At 69.4% G+C, this 17,114-nt stretch carries 17 protein-coding genes; 5 read left to right on the forward strand and 12 right to left on the reverse strand.

All coding sequences use genetic code 11. The features are described 5' to 3' along the window. Nucleotides 1-10: 10 nt before the first annotated feature. Genes ABD357_RS00350 through ABD357_RS00360 form a run of 3 tightly spaced genes read right to left on the reverse strand, consistent with a single transcriptional unit; the run spans nucleotide 11 to nucleotide 1,571 of the window. Nucleotides 11-193, reverse strand: coding sequence for a hypothetical protein (locus ABD357_RS00350; RefSeq protein WP_344386653.1), 183 nt, complete (start codon nucleotides 191-193; stop codon nucleotides 11-13). Next, nucleotides 190-1,032, reverse strand: coding sequence for an anti-sigma factor (locus tag ABD357_RS00355; protein ID WP_344386655.1), 843 nt, complete (start codon nucleotides 1,030-1,032; stop codon nucleotides 190-192). Before ABD357_RS00355 ends, ABD357_RS00350 begins: the two co-directional genes overlap by 4 nt. After that, nucleotides 1,029-1,571, reverse strand: a complete 543-nt coding sequence (locus ABD357_RS00360; RefSeq protein WP_344386656.1) for an RNA polymerase sigma factor — start codon at nucleotides 1,569-1,571, stop codon at nucleotides 1,029-1,031. The genes ABD357_RS00355 and ABD357_RS00360 overlap by 4 nt, the downstream gene beginning before the upstream one ends. Before the next feature lie 231 nt (nucleotides 1,572-1,802). On the opposite strand from ABD357_RS00360, the gene ABD357_RS00365 reads away from it, so the two are divergent. Genes ABD357_RS00365 through ABD357_RS00375 form a run of 3 tightly spaced genes read left to right on the forward strand, consistent with a single transcriptional unit; the run spans nucleotide 1,803 to nucleotide 5,630 of the window. Then, nucleotides 1,803-4,181 (forward strand): RNA degradosome polyphosphate kinase, encoded by a 2,379-nt coding sequence (locus ABD357_RS00365; RefSeq protein ID WP_344386657.1) that lies wholly within the window; start codon nucleotides 1,803-1,805, stop codon nucleotides 4,179-4,181. Continuing rightward, on the forward strand, nucleotides 4,162-5,193 hold the full coding sequence (locus ABD357_RS00370) for a CHAD domain-containing protein (protein ID WP_344386658.1): 1,032 nt from the start codon (nucleotides 4,162-4,164) through the stop codon (nucleotides 5,191-5,193). Before ABD357_RS00365 ends, ABD357_RS00370 begins: the two co-directional genes overlap by 20 nt. A gap of 14 nt (nucleotides 5,194-5,207) precedes the next feature. Beyond that, nucleotides 5,208-5,630: an NUDIX hydrolase gene (locus ABD357_RS00375; RefSeq protein ID WP_425584710.1), complete on the forward strand. Its 423-nt coding sequence runs from the start codon at nucleotides 5,208-5,210 to the stop codon at nucleotides 5,628-5,630. A gap of 464 nt (nucleotides 5,631-6,094) precedes the next feature. Here ABD357_RS00375 and ABD357_RS00380 read toward each other — a convergent pair whose 3' ends face one another. Beyond that, entirely contained in the window at nucleotides 6,095-7,093 is a 999-nt protein-coding gene (locus ABD357_RS00380) for an inorganic phosphate transporter (protein ID WP_344386661.1), read from the reverse strand. Nucleotides 7,094-7,100: 7 nt separating this feature from the next. After that, complete coding sequence (locus tag ABD357_RS00385) at nucleotides 7,101-7,721, reverse strand: DUF47 domain-containing protein (protein WP_328770634.1); 621 nt, start codon at nucleotides 7,719-7,721, stop codon at nucleotides 7,101-7,103. A gap of 256 nt (nucleotides 7,722-7,977) precedes the next feature. On the opposite strand from ABD357_RS00385, the gene ABD357_RS00390 reads away from it, so the two are divergent. Next, nucleotides 7,978-8,334, forward strand: coding sequence for a metal-sensitive transcriptional regulator (locus ABD357_RS00390; protein WP_344386662.1), 357 nt, complete (start codon nucleotides 7,978-7,980; stop codon nucleotides 8,332-8,334). 72 nt (nucleotides 8,335-8,406) lie between these two features. On the opposite strand, the gene ABD357_RS00395 is transcribed toward ABD357_RS00390, so the two are convergent. The 6 genes from ABD357_RS00395 to pstS form a co-directional block, all read right to left on the reverse strand. After that, nucleotides 8,407-8,601, reverse strand: coding sequence for a hypothetical protein (locus ABD357_RS00395; protein ID WP_344386664.1), 195 nt, complete (start codon nucleotides 8,599-8,601; stop codon nucleotides 8,407-8,409). A gap of 122 nt (nucleotides 8,602-8,723) precedes the next feature. Continuing rightward, nucleotides 8,724-9,563: an SCO4651 family lipoprotein gene (locus ABD357_RS00400; RefSeq protein WP_344386666.1), complete on the reverse strand. Its 840-nt coding sequence runs from the start codon at nucleotides 9,561-9,563 to the stop codon at nucleotides 8,724-8,726. A 672-nt stretch (nucleotides 9,564-10,235) separates the two neighbouring features. Next, entirely contained in the window at nucleotides 10,236-11,012 is a 777-nt protein-coding gene (gene pstB, locus ABD357_RS00405) for a phosphate ABC transporter ATP-binding protein PstB (protein WP_344386667.1), read from the reverse strand. A 51-nt stretch (nucleotides 11,013-11,063) separates the two neighbouring features. Next, nucleotides 11,064-12,119, reverse strand: a complete 1,056-nt coding sequence (pstA, locus tag ABD357_RS00410) for a phosphate ABC transporter permease PstA (protein WP_344386668.1) — start codon at nucleotides 12,117-12,119, stop codon at nucleotides 11,064-11,066. Beyond that, nucleotides 12,116-13,117: a phosphate ABC transporter permease subunit PstC gene (gene pstC / locus ABD357_RS00415; RefSeq protein ID WP_344386670.1), complete on the reverse strand. Its 1,002-nt coding sequence runs from the start codon at nucleotides 13,115-13,117 to the stop codon at nucleotides 12,116-12,118. The genes pstA and pstC overlap by 4 nt, the downstream gene beginning before the upstream one ends. Nucleotides 13,118-13,221: 104 nt before the next feature. Then, nucleotides 13,222-14,349, reverse strand: coding sequence for a phosphate ABC transporter substrate-binding protein PstS (gene pstS, locus ABD357_RS00420; protein WP_344386671.1), 1,128 nt, complete (start codon nucleotides 14,347-14,349; stop codon nucleotides 13,222-13,224). A 450-nt stretch (nucleotides 14,350-14,799) separates the two neighbouring features. Between pstS and ABD357_RS00425 the strand changes: the two genes are divergently transcribed. Continuing rightward, entirely contained in the window at nucleotides 14,800-16,353 is a 1,554-nt protein-coding gene (locus ABD357_RS00425) for an FAD-binding oxidoreductase (protein ID WP_344386672.1), read from the forward strand. Between the two features lie 15 nt (nucleotides 16,354-16,368). Here the strand turns inward: ABD357_RS00425 and ABD357_RS00430 are convergent, their stop codons facing one another. Next, nucleotides 16,369-17,091, reverse strand: coding sequence for a phosphatase PAP2 family protein (locus tag ABD357_RS00430; RefSeq protein WP_344386673.1), 723 nt, complete (start codon nucleotides 17,089-17,091; stop codon nucleotides 16,369-16,371). Between the last annotated feature and the right edge of the window lie 23 nt (nucleotides 17,092-17,114).

Genomic DNA, 17,114 nt, shown 5'->3' on the forward strand with positions numbered 1-17,114 from the left:
GCCGCGACCCTCACCCGTCGTCCCCTCCGCTGGAGCTGGAGGAGGACCCCCGGCTACGGGACGTCTGCGCGAACACGACCACGAGCTCGAGCACGAAACGCAGGATCTGCACGAGCACCGACGCGGTCATCAGCGCCGCGGCCTTGAGCAGCTTGAGCCACCTGCGCGAGGTGGTGGAGGGGGTGAGGTTCATACGGCACTCCCGGTGCTCCCGTTGGAGAAGTCGAAACGATCACGTACGTAGTACAGAAGCCAGCTGGCGAGGCCCGCCACCAGTGCCGCGCCGCCCTGCCCCGGAGCCGTGAACGGCGCGAGCGTGCTGCCCGAGGACGCCATCTGGTCGGCCACCACCAGCAACGCCACCCAGGCACCGCCCACCACACAGGGCGCGGCGACCGGGCCCAGCCTCGGAGTCAGCGCGAGGGCGAGGGCCGTGAGAGCCAGCGCCGGCAGGAGCCAGGCCGCCGCGAGCAGACCGTACGAGGGCAGGGCCAGGCTCGCCAGGCCGTTGAGCCCGAGACCGACCGGCAGCACGGCGAGCGTCCGGATCATCAGCAGCCGGAAGCCGTGCACCGGCGAGACCACCGCCATCTCGTACGTCGGGTCCAGCACGGGCCCGTACGACAGCGCGACCCCGGCGAGCGGCAGCAGCGGCGCGAGCGCGAGGAACAGCGTGGGCGACTCCGCGGACCGTACGGAATGGGTGGCCACTATCGTCATGGCCAGTACGGCTACGAGCGCGCCCAGCCAGGACAGCCGCAGCACGGGCGTGGCCGCGAGCAGTCGCGCCGTGTGGTCCGCGACGCCGAGCCGCACCAGCAGCGACTCCACGAACCCGGGCCTCGGCGCGTCCAGCTCGGCGTCAAGCCGCTCCCAGCCCTCGTCCAGCGCCACCGGGTCGCCGACCTCGGCCAGCACGGCCCGGCACGGAGCGCAGGCGGCGAGGTGCGTGTCGGCGGACCAGAGCGCGGGCGGCGCCAGTTCGCCCCGTACATAGGCGCGGAGATCGTCCTTGGCTACATGCCAGCTCATGCCAACTCCTCCCGCAGCTGCTTGCGGGCACGCAGCGCCCGCGTCTTGACCGTGCCGGGCGGAATGCCCAGCAGGACGGCCGCTTCCCGGGTGGTCAGTCCGTCGATGACCGTGGCCTGGAGAACGGCCCTGAGCTCCGGCGACAGCCGGACGAGGGCGCCCGCGAGGTCCCCGTGCTCAACCCCCGAGAGCACGCGCTCCTCCGCGGACGCCTCGTCCCGGTGCCGCAGCCGCGCGAGCGCCTGCCGCATCCGCCCCCGCGCACCGTCGCCCCGCAGCGCGTCGATCAACCGCCGTGAGCCGATCCGCCACAGCCACCCCGCCACATCGCCGTCCTCCCGATAGCGGGCGCTGCCCCGCCACACGGCGAGAAACGTCTCCTGGACGACGTCGTCGACGACCTCGGCATCGGCGCACCGCCCGCGCAGCCGCGCGGCGAGCCACGGCGCGTACCTCCGATACAGCTCTTCGAAGGCGCGCCGGTCCCCGTCCGCCACGACCGCCCGCAGCAGCTCCCCGTCGCTTCTTTTTCCGCTCACATCTCCTCATCGGACGAGCCCCACGGATCGGTTCACGCGATCGGGAAAGACCTTCGCACCCGCCTCGATCCGCAGCCACAGACAGCCGCACCCGCCCACGAGTTGAAACCCACCACCCCCTACGCGAACCCGCCCGACCACCGGAGGCAGTCGTCTCGGAGCCGCCCCCCGCTATCCCGCACGTCATGTCGCCGTAACCATCGATTCAGACGGGCTTGCGACCCTCGGCGAATGAACCCCTCCGTCCCCGAGCCTTCGCCTCCCCCGGAGAACGAGCCCTCGCCTGTGCAGGAGAGCAGGAGCCTTCAGTTCGTCGCCGCGCTCCCGCCCGCTTCTTCTGACGCGCCCGTTCCGGTTCCGGCGCGGAACAATGGGTTCATGACCCAGCACGAAGTCCAGGTTCAGCACGCCCAGCCCTCCGTCGGCTCCATCGCCGCGCACCGCCCGCACACCGTGGCGGCCGTGGTCTCCGACCTGGAGCCCGACCTCGACGCCGACCTCGACGTGTACGAGGAGGCCGACGGCGTCGGCGCCCAGCTGCCGCAGAACCGCTTCCTGGACCGGGAGCGCAGCTGGCTCGCGTTCAACGAGCGCGTCCTGGAACTCGCCGAGGATCCGAACACGCCCCTCCTGGAGCGGGCGAACTTCCTCGCGATCTTCGCCAGCAACCTGGACGAGTTCTTCATGGTCCGCGTGGCAGGCCTGAAGCGGCGTATCGCGACCGGCGTCGCGACCCGCTCGGCCTCCGGTCTGCAGCCGCGTGAAGTGCTGGAGATGATCTGGGCCCGCTCCCGCGAGCTCATGGCCCGGCACGCCGCCTGCTACCAGGAGGACGTGGCCCCCGAGCTCGCCGAGGAGGGCATCCACCTGGTCCGCTGGGGCGAGCTGACGGAGAAGGAGCAGGCCCGCCTCTTCACGCTGTTCCGCAACCAGATCTTCCCGGTCCTCACCCCCCTCGCGGTCGACCCGGCGCACCCCTTCCCGTACATCTCGGGCCTGTCCCTGAACCTCGCGGTCGTGGTGCGCAACCCGATCTCCGGCCACCGGCACTTCGCCCGCGTCAAGGTGCCGCCGCTGCTGTCCCGCTTCCTGGAGGCCTCGCCCGGCCGTTACGTCCCCCTGGAGGACGTGATTTCCGCGCCGGCCCACCTGGAGGAGCTGTTCCCGGGGATGGAGGTCCTGGAGCACCACATGTTCCGGGTCACCCGCAACGAGGACCTGGAGGTCGAGGAGGACGACGCCGAGAACCTGCTCCAGGCCCTGGAGAAGGAGCTCATGCGGCGCCGCTTCGGGCCGCCGGTGCGCCTGGAGGTCGAGGAGTCCATCGACCCGTACGTCCTCAATCTCCTCCGGCGGGAGCTGAAGGTCTCCGAGGCCGAGGTGTACCCGCTGCCCGGCCCCCTGGACCTCACCGGCCTCTTCGGCATCAGCCGTCTCGACCGGCCCGAGCTGAAGTACCCGAAGTTCGTCGCGGGCACCCATCGCGATCTCGCCGAGGTCGAGTCGGCGTCCGCGCCGGACATCTTCGCCGCCCTGCGGGAGCACGACGTCCTGCTGCACCACCCGTACGACTCCTTCTCCACCTCCGTGCAGGCCTTCCTGGAGCAGGCCGCGACGGACCCGGACGTGCTCGCGATCAAGCAGACGCTGTACCGCACCTCCGGCGACTCACCGATCGTGGACGCCCTCATAGACGCCGCCGAGTCGGGCAAGCAGGTCCTCGTCCTGGTCGAGATCAAGGCGCGCTTCGACGAGCAGGCCAACATCAAGTGGGCCCGCAAGCTGGAGGAGGCGGGCTGCCATGTCGTGTACGGGCTCGTCGGCCTGAAGACGCACTGCAAGCTGTCGCTGGTGGTCCGCCAGGAAGGCGAGACGCTGGCCCGCTACTCCCATGTGGGCACGGGCAACTACCACCCGAAGACGGCCCGCCTGTACGAGGACATCGGCCTGCTGACCGCCGACGCCCAGGTCGGCGCGGACCTCTCCGACCTCTTCAACCGGCTCTCCGGCTACTCCCGCCGCGAGACCTACCGCCGCCTCCTCGTCGCCCCCAAGTCCCTGCGCGACGGCCTGATCGCACGGATCAACAAGGAGGCGCAGCACCATCGCGCCGGACGTCCCGCGTATGTGCGTATCAAGGTCAACTCGATGGTGGACGAGGCGGTCATCGACGCCCTCTACCGCGCCTCCCAGGCGGGTGTCCCGGTGGACGTGTGGGTGCGGGGCATCTGCGCGGTGCGGCCCGGCGTGCCCGATCTGTCCGAGAACATACGAGTACGATCCGTCCTCGGCCGCTTCCTCGAACACTCCCGCATCTTCGCCTTCGGCAACGGCGGCGAGCCGGAGGTGTGGTTCGGCAGCGCCGACATGATGCACCGCAACCTCGACCGCCGGATCGAGGCCCTGGTCCGGGTCAAGGACCCGGCGCACCGGGCCTCGCTCAGCCGGCTCCTCGAGACCGGCATGTCCGACAAGACCTCCTCCTGGCACCTCGGCCCCGACGGCGAGTGGACTCGCCACGCGGCCGACGGCGACGGACAGCAGCTGCGCAACGTCCAGGAGATGCTCATAGACGCCCGGAGGCGCCGGCGTGGCAAAGCAACACCTTGACCCTGCGGCCGGTCCCGTGGCCGGGGACACCCTGGAGGCCTACCTTCAGAACCAGGCCACGGAGTTCCTCCGCGCGCTGCGCCAGCACCGCGAGACCGGCGGCACGTCGTCCAACGGCGGCGGCAACGGCACGGAGGAGACCGTCGACGCGGCCCGCGCCCTGCGCCGCTCGGCCCGCCGCATCAGCGGCACGCTCCACACCTTCCGCCCGCTCCTGGACACCGACTGGTCGGAGGGCATGCGCCCCGAACTGGCGTGGTTGTCGGGCACGCTGGCGCGCGAGCACGCGTACGCGGCCCGCCTCGACCGGCTGCTCGGGGCACTGAACCGGCTGTCCGGCTGCTCCCCGATTCCAGCACAGGCGGCGTCAGAGCCGCGTCAGGAGAAGAGCACCCTCACCGTGGGGGCGGCAAAAGCGGGCGCCCTCCTGGAACGCCAGATGACCCTGGCCCGTACGCGCGCCCACTCGGCAGCCCTGCAGGCACTCGGCTCCAGCCGCTTCCACGCCGTCGCGGACAGCGTCGCCGTGCTCGCCAGCGAGGTCCCGCTGAGCCCCGCCGCGAGCAGCGCCGACCTCAAGCCGCTCGCGGCAGCCGCGGAGGGCCGCCTCACCGACGCCATCGCCGGACTTCCCCTGGTCAGCGCGGGCCATCCGTACAACGCCGAAGCCCTCGTCCACGGCCTCTCAGCGGACCCGGCCCCGCAACCGCAGGACGCCCCCTGGCACCAGGTCCGCCTCCTGCTGCGCCTGCACCGCTACGCCCGCGAGGTCATGTACGGCACGGAATCCCCCGTAGACGTACGCCTGTTGAACGCCGGCCAGGCCCTGGACCGGCACCGTGACGCGGCGGAAGCGGCCACGGCGGCGGCATCGGCGGCCCGCACCCCGCGCATCGCCCCGGCGACGGCGTACGCGCTCGGGGTGCTGCACGCGGACCAGCGACACGAGGTGGAAGCGGCCAGGTTCGCGTTCCGGCAGGCCTGGTTAAAGGAGACAGTCGGTACTTCATGACCCAGGGAGGGACTGTGCAGACGACCAACGGCGACCCCGTTCTCGCGGCGGGCTGCGTCCTGTGGCGCCGCTCGCCCGTCGACAGCGAACTGGAGATCTGCCTGGTCCACAGGCCCAAGTACGACGACTGGTCGCACCCCAAGGGCAAGCTGAAGCGCGGCGAAGATCCGCTCGCCGGGGCGGTACGGGAGGTCGAGGAGGAGACCGGCTTCGACTGCGCACCCGGCCCCCGGCTGCCCACTGTGCGCTACTTGGCCAACGGCCGCCCCAAGGAAGTCTGCTACTGGGCGGCCGAGGCGACCAAGGGCCACTTCACCCCCAACGACGAAGTGGACCGCCTCCGCTGGCTTCCTCCGGTCACCGCCAAGGAGCGGCTGACACAGCCTCGCGATCAGGTCCTGGTCGACGAGCTACTGGCGGTACTGCGCCACGCGTAGCGCTCCGCTACCGGCGGTCCTCAAGGGGGCCCGGGGCGGAGCCGTGAAGGAGGTCTGGGGGCGCAGCCCTCAAGGCGCAGCCCTCAAGGCGCAGCCCTCAAGGCGCAGCCCTCAAGGCGCAGCCCTCAAGCGGGGTCTAGGGGCGCAGCCCCCAAGCAGGCCCTGGAGCCCAACCCCAAGCGGGCCCGGGGACACAGCGCCCAAGCGGGCCCGGGGACACAGCGCCCAAGCGGGCCCTGGAGCCCAACCCCAAGCGGGCCCGGGGACACAGCGCCCAAGCGGGCCCGGGGACACAGCGCCCAAGCGGGCCCTGGAGCCCAGCCCCGAAGGGGGTCTGGGGGCGCAGCCCCGAAGGGGGTCCGGGGGCGCAGCCCCCAGCGGGGTCCGGGGGCGCAGCCCCCAGCGGGGTCCGGGGCTGGCCCCGGGATGGGACGGGTAGGGGCGGCGGGGGCGAAAAACCCCGCCTACAGAAACGCGAGGTTGACGATCCAGAAGCTCAGCGCCGCGACCAGCGCCGCCGCCGGCATCGTGATGAACCAGCCGAGAACGATGTTCTTGGCGACCCCCCAGCGCACGGCATTCACCCGCTTCGTCGCCCCCACACCCATGATCGCCGACGTGATGATATGGGTCGTGGAGATGGGCGCCTTGAAGAGGAAGGCCGTGACGAACATGATCGACGCCCCGGTCGTCTCCGCGGCAAATCCCTGAGGCGGATCAAGCTCGATGATCTTGCGGCCGAGCGTCCGCATGATGCGCCAGCCCCCCGCATACGTCCCCAGCGACAGCATCACCGCACAGGCCACCTTCACCCACACCGGTATCGGATCGCCGTAGTCCTCGACATCCGCGATGACCAGTGCCATCACCACGATGCCCATCGTCTTCTGCGCGTCCTGAAGACCGTGACCGAGCGCCATTCCCGCCGCCGACACCGTCTGCGCTATACGGAAACCACGCTTCGCCTTGTGCGGATTCGAGTGGCGGAAGATCCACATGATCGCGGTCATCACCAGGTAGCCCACACCCAGACCGACCAGCGGCGAGACGAACATCGGGATGATGATCTTCTCCAGCACACCGGACCAGTAGACGGTCGTCCCGCCGGCCAGAGCCGCGCCGACCATGCCACCGAACAACGCGTGAGAAGAGGAGGACGGCAGGCCGAAGTACCAGGTGATCAGGTTCCAGGTGATCGCGCCGACGAGCGCCGCGAAGAGGATCCCCATCCCCTTCGAGCCATGCGGCGTGGAGATCAGCCCCTCGCTGACCGTCTTGGCGACCCCGCTGCCCAGAAAGGCACCCACGAGGTTCATCACCGCGGCCATCGCGAGCGCCGCCCGCGGCGTCAGCGCCCGCGTCGACACGGACGTCGCGATCGCGTTCGCCGAGTCGTGAAAGCCGTTGGTGTACGTGAAGAAGAGCGCGACCCCGATGGTCACGACCAGAGCGAAGGTGTCCATGGAGAGGTCAGGACTCCTTGACGGCGATGGTCTCCACCGTGTTCGCCACGTGCTCGAACGCGTCCGCCGCTTCCTCCAGCACATCCACGATCTGCTTGAGCTTGAGCACCTCGATGGCGTCGTACTTGCCGTTGAACAGGTGCGCAAGAAGCTTTCTGTGGATCTGGTCGGCCTGATTCTCCAGGCGGTTGACCTCGATCCAGTACTCGGTGAGGTTGTCCATCGTGCGGAGGTTCGGCATGGCCTCGGCCGTCAGCTCGGCCGCCCGCGCCAGTACCTCGATCTGCTGCTCGACGCCCTTCGGAAGCTCCTCGACGTTATAGAGGACGACCAGGTCGACGGCCTCCTCCATGAAGTCCATGATGTCGTCGAGGCACGAGGCGAGTTTGTAGATGTCCTCGCGGTCGAACGGCGTGATGAACGAGGAGTTCAACTGGTGGAAGATCGCGTGTGTGGCATCGTCACCGGCATGTTCCGCAGCCCGCATACGCTCGGCGATCTCGGTCCGGCCGGAGGCGTCAGCCCCGAGCAGTTCCATGAGGAGCTTGGAGCCCGTGACGATGTTGTCCGCGGAGGCGGCGAACATATCGTAGAAGCTCGTCTCCCTGGGGGTCAGACGAAATCGCACGTGGGTTCCTCGGATTGCTTTGGTTTCGGTCAGGCTGATGCTAGGTGCACCATCCAGCCACGGGAAACGGGCCGTCCCCCAGTGTCACCCATGAGGCAAAGTGCTCCGCACAGAGTCCATTGGATGGTCGACCGGGGGTAGCGGCGTATCGGCCAAGGGCCGTATACCCAGCAAAATTCGTTACCATATACCCATCCCGGGTATACGTAACCGACGAACCAGGCACGTTCGCCGGAACGAGCAGCAGGAGGACGCGATGACGACGACCGAGACCGGAGAAACCGCGCCCTCCGCGGGCGCGCCGGACGTGGTGACCGACCACGACCGCGGGATCCACGGCTACCACAAGCAGAAGGACGAGCACCTCAAGCGCCTGCGCCGGATCGAGGGCCAGATCCGCGGACTGCAGCGGATGGTCGACGAGGACGTCTACTGCATCGACATACTCACCCAGGTCTCCGCCTCCACGAAGGCCCTGCAGTCCTTCGCCCTCCAACTCCTCGAGGAGCACCTCCGTCATTGCGTCGCTGACGCGGCCGTCAAGGGCGGCGCGGAGATCGACGCGAAGGTGGAGGAGGCGACGAAGGCGATCGGCCGGCTGTTGCGTACGTGACATTCGCGTACGTACGCACCTGCCGCATCGGTGACGTACGCAGCAACGTGGCGCGGAGGAACCGCGCCACGTCTACTTCTCGGCGTCCTCGCCGTACTCCTCGAGGAAGCGCTCCTCGGCCAGCTTGAGCACCTCGTCGATGCGGTCGGGGCTGAGCCGGTCCTCACCGGCGGCCGAGGCCGCGATGATCAGGTCGCCGCACAGCTCGATCTCGGCGAGGGCCACGTGGTCCTGAACTGCCGTACCGCGCGCCGGAGCCACGTGCATCACCTCTTCCTGCCGTCACCGACTTCCTAGAGTAGGGAGCGGCCTACACACGGCGCATGGCACCAACGGACCATTTCCGGCCCCGCACATTCCGGCCGTGCGAGCGCTCCGGTGGGGCTCGACTACTCGGCGATCTTTCCCGCGTAGATGTCCCCGGCCGCCGGCAGCCGTACGTCTGCGGGGGCCCCGAAGTCGTACAGCAGCAACGTAGAGGCGACCGCGACCGTACTCTCCTGCTGCCCGTTCACAAAGCTGAAGCGGTGCCGGAGCTTCCGGATGCGTCCTTGTTCGTCGAGGTAGGCGTCGAAGGGGACGTCGGCGGAGGCGAACCCCTTCGCCGCCGCCCGCAAGGGTCCGCGGTTGCCGTCCGAGGCCCGCTCCGCCGCCTCGCCGAGGTCGGCGGTCCCGCGGTAGTGCCGTACGGGCGTGCCCGCGACGCTCGTCCTCCCCACGTACGTCGCCTTGCGCGTGCCCCGCAGCAGTTCGGCGGCGGCGAAGGGATCGGTGGCGCCGCCGGTGACGAGGTTGCCGTCGGAGAGGGTGGCCGTGTCGACGCGGACCCATTTGTCGGCGGGCACTCCGGCTCCGCGGTTCTTCATGTAGAGGGCGCCCGGTGCGAGCAGTTCGGTGATCGGGCGGTGCCCGTCGGCGCCGGCCGGGTCCTGGGGGAGGCGCACCTTCAGGCGGCCGACCTGCCGCCGGTAGTCGTAGACGCCCGTGCCGCGGATGGTCACGCGGGTGCCGCCGGTGGCCATCTCCATCGAGGTGTGCGCCTTGGAACTGCCCGCCTGCACAAGGTTCGTGGAGGCCTGCCGCAGCACTTCGACCGGGGCGGTGGCGGTGCGCGTGCTCTCGGCGGCGGCTCCGCTGCCCGTGCATCCGGTGGCGCACACCATCAGTCCCGCCACCGTGGCGGCCAGGGCGACCGCCCCGCTCCCGCCCCTGTGCTGCCGCTCCACCATCGCCTGCCTACCCCCAGCCGGGCCGTCCTTCGCGCGCCTCCTGTCGTTGGCCTTAACGACGGCTCAGGGGCGTCGTCACGCCGTGGCGCTACTGGAGCAAGCGTTTACTCAGCCTCGGTACGGTGGTGAACGTGTCAGAACAGACCGAGGCCGACCCCCCGGAACACCGCACGACAACGGTCGAGCAGGGCCCCTTCTGCGTGGCCCGGTGCAGTTGCGGCTGGCGGGGGCCGGCACGGCGGGCGCGGAGTCTGGCGAGACAGGACGCGAAGGGACACTCGACGGCGCCCCTTTAGGGGCGCCCTTTTATGGGCGCCCCTAAAGGGGCGCGGGGAACTGCGCGACCAGCCACAACGAACCCGCAGCCGACACACAACTTCTCAGAGGGGATCGGGGCCGGAGCCCCCAGGGGTCCGGGGCGGAGCCCCGGCGATGGGACGGGTAGGGGGGCGGGGGCGAAACCCCTGGTGGGTCCGGAGGACGCAGCCCTGCTGCGACGGGCCCGGGCCGCAACCCGGGGGAACCCGGGGTGCAGCCCTGGGGGAACCCGGGGCGCAGCCCTGGGGGAACCCGGGGCGCAGCCCCAAGTGACGGGCCCGCCCCCGGGAGCCAGGGGCGGGCCCTATCAACCTCGCGGTGGCACCGCCATGCAGCACCGCGAGGGGCCTGGCGTCAGCCGAAGCGGCCGGAGATGTAGTCCTCGGTCGCCTGGACGGACGGGTTCGAGAAGATCCGTTCCGTCTCGTCGACCTCGATGAGCTTGCCGGGCTGGCCGACCGCCGAGAGGTTGAAGAAGGCGGTGCGGTCGGAGACACGAGCCGCCTGCTGCATGTTGTGCGTCACGATGACGATCGTGAAGCGCTCCTTCAGCTCCCCGATCAGGTCCTCGATCGCGAGCGTCGAGATCGGGTCGAGGGCGGAGCACGGCTCGTCCATCAGCAGCACCTGCGGCTCGACCGCGATCGCCCGCGCGATGCACAGCCGCTGCTGCTGACCACCCGACAGCCCCGAACCGGGCTTGTTCAGGCGGTCCTTGACCTCGTTCCAGAGGTTCGCGCCCTTGAGGGACTTCTCGACGACGTCCGCCAGCTCGGCCTTCTTGTACGAGCCGTTGAGCCGAAGCCCCGCCGCGACGTTGTCGAAGATCGACATCGTGGGGAAGGGGTTGGGCCGCTGGAAGACCATGCCGATCGTGCTGCGTACGGCGACGGGGTCGACCCCGGACCCGTACAGGTCCTCGTCGTCGAGCAGCACCTTGCCCTCGACGCGGCCGCCGGGGGTGACCTCGTGCATACGGTTCAGCGTGCGCAGGAACGTCGACTTGCCGCAGCCGGACGGGCCGATGAAGGCCGTCACGGAGCGGGGCTCGACGGTCATGGAGATGTCTTCGATTGCCTTGTGGGCGCTGTAGTAGGCGGTCAGACCGCTTACGTCGATTCGCTTGGCCATGGGATCACTGCTTCTTTCGGGGAGTTCAAGTCCGGTCGCTGTATGGCCGCGTCAGCGACCAGCCTTCGGGGCCTTCCAACGGGCGATGCCGCGGGCCGCGAGGTTGAGGATCATCACGATGGCGATCAGCACCAACGAGGCCGCCCAGGCACGGTCGTACCCCGCGGTCGAGCCCGCTCCGTACTGCTGGAAGATGTAGAGCGGCAGCGACTGCTGCGGGCCCTCGAACGGGTTCGAGTTGATGAAGTTGCCGCCGAACACGAGCAGCAGTACGGGCGCGGTCTCACCGGCGATACGGGCTACCGCCAGCATGATGCCGGTGGTGATGCCGCCGACAGAGGTCGGCACGACCACCTTGATGATGGTGCGCCACTTGGGGACGCCCAACGCGAGGGAGGCCTCGCGCAGCTCGTTCGGCACGAGCTTGAGCATCTCCTCGGTGGAGCGGACCACGACCGGCATCATCAGGATGGCCAGCGCGAGCGATCCGGCGAAGCCGAAGGGCTGCATGTCGAACATCAGCATGAGGCTGAGGATGAACAGACCCGCGACGATCGACGGGATGCCCGTCATGACGTCGACGAAGAAGGTGACGGACTTGGCGAGCTTGCCGCGCCCGTACTCCACCAGGTAGATCGCGGTGAGCACACCGATCGGCGCACCGATCAGGGTGGCGAGGCCGACCTGCTCCGCGGTGCCGAGGATGGCGTGGTAGATACCGCCGCCCACCTCGTCGTCCGCGACCACACCCATCGAGTGCGTCAGGAAGTAACCGTCGAGGACCTTCACACCGCGCGAGACGGTCGTCCACACCAGGGAGACCAGCGGGACGACGGCGAGCAGGAAGGCCACCCAGACCACGGAGGTCGCGACGCGGTCCTTGGCCTGCCGCTTGCCCTCGACCTTCGTGGAGATGAGGTACGTACCGAGGACGAAGAGGATCGAGGCGATCAGGCCCCACTGGATCTTGCTGTGCAGGCCGGCCGCCAGGCCGATGCCGGCGGCGACGGCGAGGGAGGCCGCTGCGGTCGCCCATGCGAACCACTTGGGGAGGTGGGCGCCGCGCAGGGTGCTGGGGCGCTTGTCGGTGACGGCTGCGTGGCTCATGCGTTGGCCCCCGAGTACTCCTTGCGGCGGGCGATGATCGCGCGGGCCGCACCGTTGACCAGCAGGGTGATGACGAACAGGACCAGACCGGATGCGATGAGCGCGTCACGGCCGAACTCCGTCGCCTCGCTGAACTTGCTGGCGATGTTCTGGGCGAAGGTGCCGCCGCCCGGGTCGAGCAGGCTGGTGTGGATCAGGAAGTCCGGCGACAGCACGGTGGCCACGGCCATGGTCTCGCCGAGCGCGCGGCCGAGGCCGAGCATCGAGGCGGAGATCACGCCGGAGCGGCCGAAGGGCAGGACGGCCATGCGGATGACCTCCCAGCGGGTGGCACCGAGGGCGAGAGCCGCCTCCTCGATCATCTGCGGGGCCTGGCGGAAGACCTCACGGCTCACGTTCGTGACGATCGGCAGGATCATGATCGCGAGCAGGATGCCGACGGTGAGCATCGAGCGGGGGGCGCCGCCCTGCCACTCGAAGATGCCGGTCCAGCCGAGGTATTCGTCCAGCCAGCTGTAGAGGCCGATCAGATGCGGTACGAGGATGAGGGCGCCCCACAGGCCGTACACGATGGACGGCACCGCGGCGAGCAGGTCGATCACGTACGCGATCGGGCCGCTGAGGCGGCGCGGGGCGTAGTGCGTGAGGAAGAGCGCGATGGCCACCGCGATCGGAACGGCGATGACCATGGCGATGACCGAGGAGACCACCGTGCCGAAGGCCAGGACGGCGATGCCGAAGACCGGCGGGTCGGCGGAGGTGTTCCAGTCGAAGGTGGTGAGGAAGTTGCCCTCGTCCTTGCTGATCGCGAGTGCGGCGCGGTAGGTGAGGAAGACCGCGATGGCGGCCATGATCACCAGCAGCAGGATGCCCGAACCGCGGGTGAGACCGAGGAAGATCCGGTCTCCGGGCCGGGTGGCACCGCGGGCAGCTCGCTTCTGTTCGGCCGCGGATGGCTTGGAGGGGGGAGGCACTGTGTCTTGTGTTGATATACCCATCGGGTTCTCCGGTCTGCAGAGCCGCCCATGACGAGCGGCTCCTGGCGGCGGTGCACCGGACGATGCGGCCCGGCCCGGTCACAACGGGTCGGGCCGCACTCAGGTCAGCTCAGGCCCTCGACGGTCGTACGGACCTTGGCGATGATCTCCTGGGGGATCGGCGCGTAGTCGTTCTCGGCGAGGATCTTCTGGCCGTCCTCGCTCGCCATGTAGCGCAGGAACGCCTTGGTGGCGGGCAGGGTGTCGGCCTTGTTGCCCTTGTCGCAGGCGATCTCGTACGTGACCAGGACCATCGGGTAGGCGCCCTCGGCCTTGGTCTCGTAGTTCAGCTCGAGCGCGAGGTCCTTGCCCGTGCCGACGACCTTGGCGTCGGCGATGGCCTTGGTGGCGTTGTCCACGGTGGCCTCGACCGGCTCGGGGGCCCCTGTGTCGAGGTCAACCGTGCTGATGCCCTCCTTGGCGTAGGACAGCTCCATGTAGCCGATCGCGCCCTCGGTCTGCTTCACCTGCGCAGTGACACCGGAAGACTGCGGAGCGGACTGGCCGCCCTTGGCCTCCCAGGCCTTGCCACCCTCGTACTTGCCCCAGACGTCGGGGGCCGCTGCCTTGAGGTACTTGGTGAAGTTGTCCGTGGTGCCGGACTCGTCCGAGCGGTGGAAGGCCTGAATCTTGGTGGCGGGCAGCTTGGCGTCGGGGTTCAGCTCCGCGATCGCCGGGTCGTTCCATTTGGTGATCTGGCTGTCGAAGATCTTGGCCAGCGTGTCCGCGTTCAGGACCAGGTTGTCGACGCCGGAGAGCTTGTAGCCGACCGCGATCGGGCCGCCGACCATCGGGAGGTTGATGCCCTGGCCGCCCTCACACTGCTCCTTGGAGGCGGTGACCTCTTCGGGCTTCAGCGCGGAGTCGGAACCCGCGAAGGCGACCTGCCCCTGGGTGAACGCGGTGACGCCGGCGCCGGAGCCGCCGGCCTTGTAGTTGATCTGCACTCCGCAGGCGGCGGAGAATTGCTTGACCCAGGCGTCCATCGCGTTCTTCTGCGCGGACGAACCATCGGCGAGCAGCTGCCCCTTGGCGTCGTCACACTTGATGTTGCCGGCCTTGGCGGTGCTGTCACCGCTGCCGGTACTGCCGCCGGTGTCGTCGGAGCCGCACGCCGTCAGGGCCAGGGCGCCGGAGACGGCGACAGCACCGAGGGAAAGGGCGCGAAGCCGGTTCTTGCGCTGAAGCTTCACTTTCGGGAGTTCCTTCCAGGAGCCGCCCCAGAGGCGGCGTGCGAAGTCGTGGTGCAGCCCCTCGTCTGCAGGAGGCTGCCGTCGTACTTGCCAACGTCATACTTGCCAGTACGTACCGGTTTGGCGTACGTACCGCCTGATTCGAGTGATACGTGAGCTCACTTCCGTTCGCACCACGCACCGCGTAAGGCCGAAATTAGGCAGAAGAGGTGAAGCGGCCGATGGCCGTGAGTGAACGGAAGGTGAACCCCTGCCGTCAGTGCGGTGAGGTCACGGAATGCTCACGGTGAGAGCACGTGAAGGTTTCCGCACCGCCCTGCTTCCTGGTCAACGTACGGGTAAGCCGCCCGGGTCCCGCCGGCGCTCTCCCAGGTCCCGCTCACCGGCATGAGATGGAACCCTCGACTCCGCGGTCTCGTCTCGTTCCACGTGAAACCACGGGAGGCACTCATGCGACGGCGTACGTTCGTAGGCGGTAGCACCGCGGCCCTCGCCGCCGCGGTCACCGCCGGATGCAGCGGCGGCGATTCCGAGCCGGGGACCGCCGAGGGGGCGCGCATGTCAAGTACGCCGATCGGGACAAACAGCGGAGCCGTCGCGGCCGACCTGGCGGCCCTCGCCAAGGATCTGGACGGCAGCCTGGTCCGCCCGGGCGACGAGGCCTGGGCAGCCGCCCGCCAGCTCTACAACACGCGTTTCGACTCGCTGAAGCCGACGGCCGTCGCCTACGTCTCCCACGCGGACGACGTCCGTACGACGCTGGCGTACGCCCGTGCCCACAAGGTCCCCGTCGCCATCCGCAACGGCGGCCACTCCTACGCCGGCTGGTCCTCGGGCAACGGCCGCCTCATCGTCGACGTTTCGAAGATCGCCAAGGTCCGGGCATCGGGCAACGAGGCGGTCATCGGCGCGGGCGCCAAGCTGATCGACGTCTACCGCGCGCTCGCCGCGAAGGGCGTCACGATCCCGGCCGGCTCGTGCCCGAGCGTCGGCGTCTCGGGCCTCACGCTCGGCGGCGGACACGGCGTGGTCTCGCGCGCGTACGGCCTGACTTGCGACAGCCTCACCCAGGCCACGCTGGTCACCGCCGACGGCAAGGAGCTGACGGCCGACGCCGACGACAACAAGGACCTCTTCTGGGCGCTGCGCGGCGCGGGCAACGGCAACTTCGGTGTGGTCACCGAGCTGCGTTTCCGCACCCACCCGGCCCCGCAGGCTGTCACCGCGAATCTGACCTGGCCCTGGTCGCGGGCCGCCGCCGTGCTCGCGGCCTGGCAGGAGTGGGGCCCGGACCAGCCCGACGAGATCTGGTCCTCGCTCCACCTCGCGAACACGGCCGGCGCCGCCCCCACCATCTCCATCTCCGCCTTCTCCCTCGGCACCCACGCCGAGCTGCAGAACGCGGTGGACCGCCTGGCCGACCGGATCGGCGCCCAGCCCGGCAACGCCTTCCTCCGGCGCCGCTCGTACGAGGAGTCGATGGAGGTGTACGCGGGCTGCTCCTCCTTCTCCTCCGACGCCCAGTGCCATCTGCCCGGCACGACCCCCGGCCGCTCCCCCGAGGGCGCGCTGGGCCGCGAGACGTACGCCGCCCGCTCGGACTTCTTCGACCGCACGATCTCGACGACGGGCATCCAGACGCTGCTGAACCAGATCGAGTCGGTACGAGGCGGCGCCGGCACCGTCCAGCTGACGGCGCTCGGCGGCGAGATCAACCGCGTGGCCCCCACGGCGACGGCCTTCGTGCACCGCCGCTCCCGCCTGCTGGCCCAGTACATCGCGTCCTGGCGCGCGGGAACCTCCGGTTCGGCGGCCCAGTCATGGCTCGGCGAAGCCCACGCCGCGATGAGGCGCCACGCTTCGGGGGCGGCGTACCAGAACTACACGGACTCGACGCTCAAGGACTGGCGTGCGGCGTACTACGGGCCGACGGCGGGGCGTCTGGCGAAGCTGAAGCGGCGCTACGACCCGGACGGCTTCTTTACTTACCCGCAGGCGCTGTAGGGGCCCTGTGCCGAACTACGCCGCGAGGTCCCGCTCCTCCGCATCGGCCTCCGCGTCAGCCGTGGCCCCGGATATCACGTGCTCGTCCCCCTCTTCGGCCTCATCAGGGGAGTTCCCGCGAGCCCGAATCACCCACCCCGCCCGAGCCGACCGCTCCGCAGCCCGCGTCACCGGCGTCAGCAGCGCCATGGCGAGCGGTGAGAGCAGCAGCACGACGGCCGTCCCCAGGGCAAAGCCACCGATGACGTCGGTCGGGTAGTGCACGCCCATGTAGACCCGGAGGAACCCCTCGACCAGCGCAAGCCCGAGCCCCAGCAGCCCGAACTTCCGGTTCGCGATGAACAACCCGACAGCCATCGCCATGGTGAGCGTCGCATGATCACTCACGAACGAGTAGTCGGTCTTGCCGCCGATGAGGACCTCAATGCCCTCGTGCTCACGGAAAGGCCGGGGCCGCTCCACAAAGCCCCGTATCGGCACGTTCACCAGCACCGCGATACCGGCCGCGAGGGGCGCCCACATCAGCGCGGCCACGGAGGAGGCGGCGTCCTCGCCACCCCGCCGCCGTACGGTCCACCAGCACCCGAGCACCAGCAGCACCATGGCGAGCAGGATCCCCCACTCACCCACGAATTTCATGATCCCGTCGAACCAGCCAGGGACGTCCTTGGCAAGTCCGTTGATGTCATAGAGCAAGTCGACGTCGGGGTTCGACCCGGATTCGGCGAGTCCAGCCATGGTGCAGCGGCCCCTTCGTCATG

It is taken from the genome of Streptomyces vastus, from assembly GCF_039532825.1.
GTDB lineage: Bacteria > Actinomycetota > Actinomycetes > Streptomycetales > Streptomycetaceae > Streptomyces > Streptomyces vastus.

What these genes read in the sequence shown, in the direction of transcription:
- ABD357_RS00350 (WP_344386653.1), bottom strand. Translation starts at nt 193, where the DNA reads ATGAACCTCACCCCCTCCACCACCTCGCGCAGGTGGCTCAAGCTGCTC.
- pstB (WP_344386667.1), bottom strand. Translation starts at nt 11,012, where the DNA reads ATGGCCAAGCGAATCGACGTAAGCGGTCTGACCGCCTACTACAGCGCC.
- ABD357_RS00430 (WP_344386673.1), bottom strand. Translation starts at nt 17,091, where the DNA reads ATGGCTGGACTCGCCGAATCCGGGTCGAACCCCGACGTCGACTTGCTC.
- ABD357_RS00355 (WP_344386655.1), bottom strand. Translation starts at nt 1,032, where the DNA reads ATGAGCTGGCATGTAGCCAAGGACGATCTCCGCGCCTATGTACGGGGC.
- ABD357_RS00365 (WP_344386657.1), top strand. Translation starts at nt 1,803, where the DNA reads ATGAACCCCTCCGTCCCCGAGCCTTCGCCTCCCCCGGAGAACGAGCCC.
- ABD357_RS00400 (WP_344386666.1), bottom strand. Translation starts at nt 9,563, where the DNA reads ATGGTGGAGCGGCAGCACAGGGGCGGGAGCGGGGCGGTCGCCCTGGCC.
- ABD357_RS00425 (WP_344386672.1), top strand. Translation starts at nt 14,800, where the DNA reads ATGCGACGGCGTACGTTCGTAGGCGGTAGCACCGCGGCCCTCGCCGCC.
- ABD357_RS00390 (WP_344386662.1), top strand. Translation starts at nt 7,978, where the DNA reads ATGACGACGACCGAGACCGGAGAAACCGCGCCCTCCGCGGGCGCGCCG.
- ABD357_RS00380 (WP_344386661.1), bottom strand. Translation starts at nt 7,093, where the DNA reads ATGGACACCTTCGCTCTGGTCGTGACCATCGGGGTCGCGCTCTTCTTC.
- pstC (WP_344386670.1), bottom strand. Translation starts at nt 13,117, where the DNA reads ATGGGTATATCAACACAAGACACAGTGCCTCCCCCCTCCAAGCCATCC.
- pstA (WP_344386668.1), bottom strand. Translation starts at nt 12,119, where the DNA reads ATGAGCCACGCAGCCGTCACCGACAAGCGCCCCAGCACCCTGCGCGGC.
- ABD357_RS00395 (WP_344386664.1), bottom strand. Translation starts at nt 8,601, where the DNA reads ATGCACGTGGCTCCGGCGCGCGGTACGGCAGTTCAGGACCACGTGGCC.